The 1,692-nt window shown below is 64.4% G+C and carries 1 protein-coding gene and 1 pseudogene; both read left to right on the top strand.

The features are described 5' to 3' along the window. Nucleotides 1–1,366, top strand: a 1,366-nt coding sequence (locus LQT98_RS23990; protein WP_231465779.1) for an acyl-CoA dehydrogenase domain-containing protein, incomplete at its 5' end; no start/stop codon positions are given. A gap of 127 nt (nucleotides 1,367–1,493) precedes the next feature. Then, a pseudogene (locus LQT98_RS23985) lies at nucleotides 1,494–1,692 on the top strand (acyl-CoA thioesterase); the annotation flags it as partial.

Genomic DNA, 1,692 nt, shown 5'->3' with positions numbered 1-1,692 from the left:
CGAATTCGGCGGCCAGGGCTGGCGCATGTTGGTCGAATGCCTGTCGGTGGGCCGTTGCATCTCCCTGCCGGCGATGTCGGTGGCTTCCGGCAAGATGAGCACCTTCGTTACCGGCGCCTATGCGCGCATCCGCGATCAGTTTGGTCTGCCCATCGGCAAGTTCGAGGGCGTGGACGAGGCGATGGCGCGCATCGGTGGCTACACCTATCAGATGGAAGCGTCGCAAGACCTGGCGCTGACCGGTCTCGACAATGGTGAAAAACCGTCGGTGTTGTCCGCCATCCTCAAGTACCACAATACCGAGCGCATGCGCAAAGCCATCAACGACGCGATGGACATCCATGGAGGCAAGGCGGTGGTGCTGGGCCCGCGCAACTATCTGGCGCGCGCCTATCAGGCGATTCCGATCGGCATCACCGTGGAAGGCGCCAACATCCTGACCCGTTCGATGATCATCTACGGTCAGGGCGCGATCCGCTGCCATCCCTTCGTGCTGCGCGAGATGAAGGCGGCGATGGCCAATGACGGCAAGGAATTCGACGCCGCCATCACCGGCCACATCAACTTCGTGATCAGCAATGTGGTGCGTTCGCTGTGGCTGGGCCTGAGCGGCGCCCGTTTCGTCGGCGCGCCGCGCGGCGGCGAGGTGGGTGTCTACTATCGCCGGCTGACCCGTTTCTCCAGCGCCTTCGCCTTGCTGTCCGATATGGCGATGTTCAGCCTGGGCGGCAGCCTGAAATTCCGCGAGAAGTTGTCCGCGCGTCTGGGCGACATGCTGTCCGGCCTCTATATCGCCTCGGCTTGCCTGAAGCGCTTCGAGCGCGACGGCGCGCCCAAGGAAGACCTGGCGCTGCTGCAATGGTCGGTGGAAAACGCCTTGTACGATGTGCAGCAGGCGATGGACGGCTTCCTGGCCAACCTGCCCAGCCGCATGCTGGCGGCAGTGCTGCGCAAGCTGATCTTCCCGTGGGGCCTGACGCTGAAGCCGGCGTCCGACCGTGTAGGCACCAAGATCGCCCGCGCGATGATGGAGCCCGGCGCCACCCGCGAGCGGCTGATCCGCGGCATGTATCTGCCCAAGGAAGAAACCGATGCGGTGGGCGTGCTGGCGCACGCGTTGGAAGCGGTGCTTGCGACCGAGCCGCTGGAGCAGAAGTTGCGCAAACTGGCGCGCGACGGCCAATTCAAGACCGTGACTGCGCGCGAGCGTCTGGCGGAAGCCTTGCAGGGTGGCGTGTTGAGCCAGGCCGAATTCGACGCCGTCAGCCGCGCGCGCAAGCTCAAGCGCGACGTGATCATGGTGGACGATTTCGACAAGATGCTGGAACAGCACGACGATAAGCTGTTGCAACGCTTGATCTTCTGAGCCTAGAGGGTAAGATTTGCCGGGAGCGATCCCGGCATTTCAGCCAAGCGGCCGTCGAGGCGGCCGCTTGGCTGAAATGCCGCCAAGTCGCAGGCGCCGAGCGGCGCATAATAACAAAGGAGCAAGCATGGACCGCCCTGAAGTCCGGATCCCGACGCTGCGCGTGCGCGCGCTGCCCACCAGCACCAATGCTTACGGCCGGGTCCAGGCCGGCTGGCTGATGAACCAGATCGACATGGCCGGCAGCCTGGATGCCGAACGCCTGTCTCGCGGGCCGGTGACCACGGTGGCGGTGAACACCTTCCAGTTCGCCGCGCCCATCCTGC

The sequence above is a fragment of the Chromobacterium aquaticum genome (assembly GCF_021129195.1).
Lineage (GTDB): Bacteria > Pseudomonadota > Gammaproteobacteria > Burkholderiales > Chromobacteriaceae > Chromobacterium > Chromobacterium aquaticum.
The sequence above is the reverse complement of the archived record's forward strand: the minus strand, read 5'-3'. Positions and strand labels throughout refer to the sequence as shown.